Origin of the sequence: Pseudomonas sp. PS01300 (assembly GCF_029960155.1) — a bacterium.
GTDB lineage: Bacteria > Pseudomonadota > Gammaproteobacteria > Pseudomonadales > Pseudomonadaceae > Aquipseudomonas > Aquipseudomonas palmensis.
In genome coordinates this window covers 1-7,671 of the sequence record NZ_JASCPN010000106.1, presented here as the reverse complement: position 1 = coordinate 7,671, position 7,671 = coordinate 1, and the positions used below count along the sequence as shown (strand labels likewise).

At 64.4% G+C, this 7,671-nt stretch carries 7 protein-coding genes; 2 read left to right on the top strand and 5 right to left on the bottom strand.

Annotated features, from left to right (window positions below; translation table 11 throughout):
* Positions 1 to 124: 124 nt before the first annotated feature.
* The 5 genes from QMX96_RS25990 to QMX96_RS25970 form a co-directional block, all read right to left on the bottom strand.
* On the bottom strand, positions 125 to 742 hold the full coding sequence (locus QMX96_RS25990) for an FKBP-type peptidyl-prolyl cis-trans isomerase (RefSeq protein WP_043860217.1): 618 nt from the start codon (positions 740 to 742) through the stop codon (positions 125 to 127).
* 86 nt (positions 743 to 828) lie between these two features.
* Positions 829 to 1,134 (bottom strand): DUF6482 family protein, encoded by a 306-nt coding sequence (locus tag QMX96_RS25985; protein ID WP_043860216.1) that lies wholly within the window; start codon positions 1,132 to 1,134, stop codon positions 829 to 831.
* A gap of 136 nt (positions 1,135 to 1,270) precedes the next feature.
* On the bottom strand, positions 1,271 to 1,759 hold the full coding sequence (locus tag QMX96_RS25980; RefSeq protein WP_043860215.1) for a TIGR00645 family protein: 489 nt from the start codon (positions 1,757 to 1,759) through the stop codon (positions 1,271 to 1,273).
* Positions 1,760 to 1,868: 109 nt separating this feature from the next.
* Positions 1,869 to 2,210 (bottom strand): hypothetical protein, encoded by a 342-nt coding sequence (locus QMX96_RS25975; RefSeq protein WP_043860214.1) that lies wholly within the window; start codon positions 2,208 to 2,210, stop codon positions 1,869 to 1,871.
* 216 nt (positions 2,211 to 2,426) lie between these two features.
* On the bottom strand, positions 2,427 to 4,865 hold the full coding sequence (locus QMX96_RS25970) for an ATP-binding protein (RefSeq protein ID WP_043860213.1): 2,439 nt from the start codon (positions 4,863 to 4,865) through the stop codon (positions 2,427 to 2,429).
* A 276-nt stretch (positions 4,866 to 5,141) separates the two neighbouring features.
* Between QMX96_RS25970 and QMX96_RS25965 the strand changes: the two genes are divergently transcribed.
* Both QMX96_RS25965 and QMX96_RS25960 read left to right on the top strand, forming a co-directional pair.
* Complete coding sequence (locus tag QMX96_RS25965; protein ID WP_043860212.1) at positions 5,142 to 5,630, top strand: DUF3015 domain-containing protein; 489 nt, start codon at positions 5,142 to 5,144, stop codon at positions 5,628 to 5,630.
* Positions 5,631 to 5,709: 79 nt separating this feature from the next.
* Positions 5,710 to 7,563, top strand: a complete 1,854-nt coding sequence (locus QMX96_RS25960; protein WP_043860211.1) for a DUF4105 domain-containing protein — start codon at positions 5,710 to 5,712, stop codon at positions 7,561 to 7,563.
* Positions 7,564 to 7,671 lie beyond the last annotated feature (108 nt).

The window sequence follows — 7,671 nt, the reverse complement described above, 5'->3', positions numbered from 1 at the left end:
GTGGAACTGAAAGCATCGCGGGTCAAGCCCGCTCCCACAAGGATCACTGCAATCATGAGACTGGCAGTGTACCTGTGGGAGCGGGCTTGACCCGCGATGAGGGCCGCAAGGTCCTGCGACGTACTTACAGTACGTCCAGCAGCTCGACGTCGAACACCAGCACGCTGTGCGGCGGGATGCTGCCAACGCCCTGGGCGCCGTAAGCCAGCTCGCTCGGTACGTACAGGCGCCATTTGCTGCCCGCGTTCATCAGTTGCAGGGCCTCGGTCCAGCCAGCGATCACGCCGCCGACCGGGAATTCTGCCGGCTGGCCACGCTCGTAGGAGCTGTCGAACACGGTGCCGTCGATCAGGGTGCCGTGGTAGTGGGTGCGCACGCTGTCTTCACGGCTTGGCTTGGCGCCTTCACCGGCAGTCAGTACTTCGAACTGCAGGCCCGAGGCCAGGGTGGTGATGCCGTCACGCTTGGCGTTCTCGGCCAGGAAGGCCTTGCCTTCGCCAGCGGCCGCTTCGGCCTTGGCAGCCGCTTCGGCCTGCATGATTTCACGGATGACCTTGAAGCTGGCCGACAGGTCTTCTTCGCTGACGCGGCTGGCCTGGCCATTGAAGGCGTCGGTCAGACCGGCCAGTATCGCGTCCAGGTTGACGCCCGGTGGCGGGTTGTCACGCAGCTGGCCACCCAGCTGACGGCCAATGCCGTAGCTGACGCGGGTTTCGTCGGTGGACAGGTTGAGTTCGGACATGTTTCTGCTCCGCTACAGGGCGCACAAAAGCCGCGCCCGCTGTGAAAAGGGCAAGCAGCCTAGCACACTGCGGCAAAGCAGTTCAGCTACCAGGCAGTACGTCGCGGCATCGGCACCTTGAGGTCTTCTTCGGGGGTGCCGTGCAGGCCGCACATCTCGTCCTGCACCGACCAGTGCACCAGGTGCAACGGCACGGCGGGCAAGCCATTGAGCAGGCGCTGGCCATCGACCACCGAGTGCACCTTGAGACGTACCCCCTTGGCATCCAGCAACGGGTGCGCCTTGCCCTTGACCCGGGCCTCGAGCACGAAGTCCCCCCCTTCGATGGCGATCAGGTTCAGTTCGTCCACCCGGCCGGCCCTGGCCTCGCTGTTCAGTTCATGCAGGTTCATTGCGATACCTCGCTACTGGAACATTCCACAGGCCGTTCATTTTTTGTACAGCATCGACCAAAGCACAAGCCAGAAACGCAACCGCCCGTCCGTTATGCACCGGACGGGCGGCTGACAAGGCGTGATACCCCGCAGGTCAGTGCTTGGTCATCTTGTCCAGGTAGCCCATGGCGAACGCCGAGACCACGAAGGTCATGTGGATGATCACGTACCACATCAGGTACTGGGTCTCGATGTTGCGCGCGTCCATGAACACCCGCAGCAGGTGGATGGAGGAGATCGCCACGATCGAGGCGGCCACCTTCATCTTCAGCGAGGAAGAGTCCATCTTGCCCAGCCAGTTGAGCTTTTCGGTGCCTTCGGCGATATCCAGCTGCGACACGAAGTTCTCGTAGCCGGAGATCATCACCATCACCAGCAGGCCGCCCACCAGGGCCATGTCGATCAGCGACAGCAGTACCAGGATGAGGTCGGACTCGGCCAGCGAGAAGACGTTGGGCAGCACATGGAAGATCTCCTGAAAGAACTTCAGCGCCAACGCCAGCAGCCCCAGGGACAGGCCAAAATAGATGGGTGCGAGCAGCCAGCGCGAGGCGTACATCGCATTTTCGATAAAGCGTTCCATTGAGCAGATCACCAGGTGGCTGGAAAAAAACGAGCGCGAGTATAGCAGCCACCTGTGACAGGAAAAGCCCGCGACACGCTGCCACAGGCCAGTGGATGATCCGGTCGGCTCAGGTGTCGGGGTTGGACTGCAGGTCACCCACATGGTGAACCCGTTCGCCGTTGATGCGACGCAGCTGCGCCTGCAGGTGCACGCACCAGATCTGCGGGTCGTCGGCCACCTGGTAGCCGTGCAGGGTCAGGCTGTCGACAATCGCGCTGAGCACCGACTCGGCCACGAACGGCCCGTGAAACGGCCCCTGGGCCTTGATCGCGGAGGGTTGCTCGCCGGCCATGCCGGCGGCGAACAGCAGTGTCCACATGCCGGTGTCACCGGCCAGCGGGCGGATACGGCACTCAATGCGGGTCACCAGGCCCAGGCATTGACGGGTAAGGCTGAGGGTACGCGGCATGGCGACGGTCCTCGGTGAGGCGTTGCGTAGCCTGTGGCCAGGCTGGTTTCGATCCTTTTGCGCACGACGGTCCATGCCTTGAGGATAGAAGAAATCCGCCGGCGACAAGCGGTCGGCGCCGAGCGGTCATGTGCCGTGCGCCGAACTGCCCCCTTCGCCGGCAATGCCGACTCCCACATGTAGGAGCCGGCATTGCCGGCGAAGAACCCACCGCGGTCAGGAAGGCTTCACCTGCGCCAACGCCTCTTCGGCCTGCTCCTTCTCGGCTTCCTTGAGGTCCTCTTCGCTGATCATCTCGGCAATCACCCGCAACCGCTCGACCACCCGCGCATTGATGCTGCCCTCGGGGAACTCGCCCTCCTCGTTCGGCTGCCCGGCCGGCTCGCCCACCAGCAGGCTCAGGGCCTCGTCGGCCTGACTGACTGCGTACACATGGAATTGCCCGGCGCGCACCGCCTGCAGCACGCGCTCGTCGAGCATCAGCGTGGCCACGTTGGCCCGCGGGATGATCGCGCCCTGCTCACCGGTCAGGCCACGAGCCTCGCACAGGCGGAAGAAGCCCTCGATCTTCTCGTTGACCCCGCCCACCGCCTGCACTTCACCGAACTGGTTGATCGAGCCGGTGATCGCAAAGCACTGCTTGAGCGGGGTTTTCGACAGGGCCGAGATCAGAGTGCAGGCCTCGCCCAGCGATGCGCTGTCGCCATCCACATAGCCGTAGGACTGCTCCAGCGCGATGCTGGCCGAAATGGCCAGGGGGAACTCCTGGGCATAGCGGCTGCCCAGGTACCCGGTGAGGATCATCACGCCCTTGGAGTGGATCGGCTGGCCCAGGTTGACCTCACGCTCGATATCCACGATGCCGCTGCCGCCCGGGTACACCGTGGCGGAAATCCGCGCCGGCACACCGAACGCCGAATCGCCCACCTCCAGCACGGTCAGGCCGTTGCACTTGCCCACCGCCGCGCCTTCGGTGTCGATCAGGATGATCCCGGCCAGCATGTCGTCGAGAATCCGCGCCGATACCCGCCCGGTACGCGTGGCCTTGGCCTTGAGCGCCCGCTCGATGTGCCCGGCGTCGGTCATCTCGTCGTTGGCCAGGTGGCGAATGAAATCCGCCTCGCTGACCAGCTGGAACAGGTCGCCGATGCGCGCCGACAGGCGCCCCTGGTGCTCGGCCAGGCGGGCGCTGTAGGTGGCCAGGCGCGCCACCGCATCGGCGGTCAGCGGGGCCATGCCCTCCTCGCTGGTGCGGGTCTTGAGCAGCTGGGCGAACTGCTCCAGGCTCTCCTCGACCATGGGAATGTCTTCGTCGAAGTCCACCAGCACCCGGAACATCTCCTGGAAGTCCGGGTCGTGGTCCTGCAGCGCGTAGTACAGCTGGCGGGCGCCGATGATGATCACCTTGACCTGCAGCGGGATCATCTGCGGGGTGAGGGTGACGGTGGCCAGGCGACCGAACTCGCCCAGCGGCGACTCCATCTTCAGCTTGCGCGATTGCAGGGCGCGCTTGAGCGCATCCCACACGAACGGCTCGCCGAGCATCTTCTCGGCTTCCAGAATCAGGAACCCGCCATTGGCGCGGTGCAGCGCCCCCGGGCGCAACTGGCGATAGGTGGTGTACAGCGCGCCCTGGTCGTTGCCGTATTCGATGCGGCCGAACAGGTTGTCGTAGGTAGGGTGCGGCTCGAACACCACGGGCGCGCCGCCGCTGGCGTGATGGCCGACCACCAGGCTGGGGGCGTACTGCTCTTCGAGCATCTTGCGCGCCACCGCGTCGGTCTTGCTGTCGTCGACCAGTTGCTCGACCACGGTGCGCAGCAGGTTGACCTGCATGGCCTGCAGGTAGGCGCACACCGCAGCGTTCTCGGCGTACTTCTCCGACAGCGGGGCCAGCAAGGGCTGCAGGGCCAGGGTGATGGTTTCTTCGTTGAGCTGGCGCAGCTGGTTGTTCGACTCGCGCTTCCACTGCGGCAGGCTGGCGAGCTCTTCGTTGAGGCGCTCTTCCAGCGCGGCGATGTCCTCGTGGAAGCGCTCGCGCTCGGCCTCAGGCAACTGGGCGAACTCGGCCTCATCCAGCGCCTTGCCATCGGCCATTGGGGTGAAGGCGACGTTGCTGCTGTCGCGGTACAGGGCCACGTCCTTTTCCAGCGAGGCGCGCTCGATCACATCCAGGGCACGGTCGTAGCGCTGGTTGAAGGCGCGGTCGATGGCGCTTTTCTTCTGCTGATAGGACGGGTGCTCGAACACCGCCGGAAAGGTCGCCAGCAGGTTGTCGATCAGGCCCCCGATATCGGCGATGAAGGCCCCGGCACTGCCGGCCGGCAGCTCGAACGCCTTGGGCTCGCGGGGCTCGTCGAAGTTGTTGACGTACAGCCAGTCGGACGGCGTCTGCAGGCGCTTGCCTTCTGCCTTGAGGTAGCGCTTGACGAACGAGAAGCGGCCGGTGCCCGGCTCGCCCATGACAAACACGTTGTAACCGGGGCGTGGCATGGCGACGCCGAACTGCAAGGCTTCGACTGCACGTTCCTGGCCTAGCACACCGCGAAAGGGCTCCAGATCATTGGTGGTGGAAAAATCGAACTGTTCAGCGGAAAACGGCCGGGTCAGGGCTTCGGGCGCAAGACGCAGGCTCGCAGCAACAGGATCGGGCATCGGGCTTCCTTACTTCGGCGGGGCGGATGACGGCATTCTGGCGCCGCCTGCGCCCGGCTTGCAAGGCTCTTCAACGCTTTAGCGCGCAGGGTCGAAAACCTGCTCCGCGTCAATTATTTCAAGCAATCTTTTGCAATTAATCACGGAACCCTTAGATCGTGCCTAAACTCCAAACTGCGCGGCTGGGTAAACAACCGACCCGTCCTGGCAACTAGTCCTACAGACATGCCAGATAACCCTGACCTTTGGTTTGAACATCAGAAAGAGAACAATGCTATGAAACGGATTCTTCTGGGTACTCTGTTCACCGCGGTTTCGCTCAACGCCATGGCCCAGGCGCCAGGCGGCCCGGACTGCGGCTGGGGCAACATGCTGTTCGAGGGCCAACGCGGCACGCCGGCTCACTTCCTCGCATCCACCACCAACGGTACCTCGGGCAACGCCACCTTCGGCATGACCTCGGGCACCAACGGCTGCTCCACCAATGCGTCGCTGACCTATGGCGGCAAATCCTGGTTCGCCATGAATGGCATGATGAACGAGCTGTCCGAAGACATGGCGCAAGGCCAGGGCGAAGCACTGACCACCTACGCGGTGGTACTGGGCGTCGCACCGGAAGACCGTGCGCACTTCGCGGCCGTGACCCACCAGCACTTCCAGGAAATCTTCACCACAGCCGACGCTACCGCTGAAGATGTTCACACCAACACCCTCGCCGTCCTGAAAAGCGACGCCCGTCTGGCCAAATACGCAACCCCGGCCTAAGCTCGGCACACCCGCCCCGACCACGGGGCGGGTTTGTTTGCCCGCCTCTATCGGCATCATTCAGACGTAGTTGCCCGACATGCTCAAACGCCTTGCCTACCTGGCGCTCTGTGCCTGCGCCCCGCTGCACGCTGCCACCGTGCTGGACGATGCTCGTCTGCACGCACTGGCCAACGACCGCTACTGGATCTCCCTGGGCCATTACGAAACCGCCAAGCTCGGCGGATGGCGCAGCTACGTGGACGACCCCAAATTCTTCCTGGCCAAGGACGGTGCGCACCACCCTGACCAGGAACTGCGCGCCACCTATGAGGCGCTGTACGCCCCGGCCAGCCTGGGCGACCAGCACGCGCAATGCGTATTCCCGGCGCGCACCCGCTGGCTGCGCGAGCAGTTGCAGCTCACCGACCTGCCGGCGCCGGACTGCAAGGCCTACACCCAGTGGTACTCGGATGTGTCGCCGCACAGCGCGGTGATGATCTTCCCGGCCGCCTACCTGAACAGCCCCTCGTCGATGTTCGGGCACACGCTGCTGCGTATCGACCAGGCCGACGTGCAAAGCGACAACACCGCACTGCTGAGCTACGCGATCAACTTCGGCGCCTACATCGAGGGCAACGACAACAGCATCCTGTATGCCTGGAAGGGCCTGATGGGCGGCTACCCCGGCCTGTTCGCGCTGGTGCCCTACCAGGAGAAGCTGTCCGAATACCGCAGCCTGGAAAACCGCGACCTGTGGGAATACCGGCTGAACCTCACGCCCGAGGAAACCGGGCGCATGGTCGAGCACATCTGGGAACTCAAGCAGATCCAGTTCGACTATTTCTTCTTCGACGAAAACTGCTCGTATCGCCTGCTCGAACTGCTGCAGGTGGCACGGCCGAGCCTGGACCTGACCTCGCAGTTCCCGCTCACGGCGATCCCCACCGACACGGTCAAGGCGGTGAAACAGTCCGGGCTGGTGGCGCGTACCGACTACCGTCCATCGCGCGAGCGCGAGCTGCTGGAGCGGGCCAAACCGCTGGACCATGCCGAACAGCAGCAGGTGCTGGCCGTGAGCGCCGACACCGCGCAGCTGCAGAGCCCCGCCTTCACCGAGCTGCCGCGCGAGCGCCAGGCGCTGGTGCAGGACGCCGCCTATCGCCTGGAGCGCTACCGCGCCAATGGCCTGGAGCGCGACCCGGAGCGGGCCAGGCGCAGCTTCGAGTTGCTGCGCGCGATCAACCGCAACCCGCCACCGCCGTTGCAGATCGAACGCCCCGGGCTGCCGGAGGACGGCCACGAGTCGCGCACCTGGCAGCTGGGCGTGGGTACCCGAGAAGACCGGGCCTTTGCCGAGTACGGGCTGCGCATGGCCTATCACGACCTCAACGACAACGCCTACGGCTTCCCGCTGGGGGCGCAGATCGAGATCCTGCAACTGAAGGTGCGCCAGTACGAACACAACGACTGGCAGGTGCAGCGCCTGGACCTGGCCACGATCCGCTCGCTGACGCCGCGCAACGACCTGCTCAAGCCGTGGTCGTGGCAGGTGGCCGGCGGGTTGGAACGGGTGCTGGGCAAGCATGAGAACGAGGTGCTGGTCAGCCACGTGAATGGCGGCGCCGGGGGCACCTGGCAGTTGGGCGAGGACATGCTCGGGTTTGCCCTGGGCACGGTGCGGGTGGAGCACAACAATGACTTTGCCGGGTTCATCGCACCCGCGGCAGGGTTCAACACCGGCGTGCTGTGGCGCAACGGGCTGGGCAACCTGAGCCTGGAGGCCAAGGGCGACTACTTCACCAATGGCGAGGTCCGCCGCAGCCTGAGCCTCAACCAGCAGTGGGAACTGTCGCGCAACCTGGGCCTGCGCCTGAGTGCCAGGCGCGAGTTCAGCCAGCTGGCGACGGCGCAGAACGAGGTGATGCTCGAAGTGAAGTGGTACAACTACTGAAGTCATCGCGGGTCAAGCCCGCTCCCACAAGGGCAGTGAGAAACCTTGTGGGAGCGGGCTTGACCCGCGATGCGATCCAATTGTTTGACATCTTTTTGACCTCTCTTG

Bases quoted from the DNA above. Each gene is read 5' to 3' on its own strand.
- QMX96_RS25960 (WP_043860211.1), top strand. From the start codon at position 5,710: ATGCTCAAACGCCTTGCCTACCTGGCGCTCTGTGCCTGCGCCCCGCTG.
- QMX96_RS25975 (WP_043860214.1), bottom strand. From the start codon at position 2,210: ATGCCGCGTACCCTCAGCCTTACCCGTCAATGCCTGGGCCTGGTGACC.
- QMX96_RS25965 (WP_043860212.1), top strand. From the start codon at position 5,142: ATGAAACGGATTCTTCTGGGTACTCTGTTCACCGCGGTTTCGCTCAAC.
- QMX96_RS25970 (WP_043860213.1), bottom strand. From the start codon at position 4,865: ATGCCCGATCCTGTTGCTGCGAGCCTGCGTCTTGCGCCCGAAGCCCTG.
- QMX96_RS25985 (WP_043860216.1), bottom strand. From the start codon at position 1,134: ATGAACCTGCATGAACTGAACAGCGAGGCCAGGGCCGGCCGGGTGGAC.
- QMX96_RS25980 (WP_043860215.1), bottom strand. From the start codon at position 1,759: ATGGAACGCTTTATCGAAAATGCGATGTACGCCTCGCGCTGGCTGCTC.
- QMX96_RS25990 (WP_043860217.1), bottom strand. From the start codon at position 742: ATGTCCGAACTCAACCTGTCCACCGACGAAACCCGCGTCAGCTACGGC.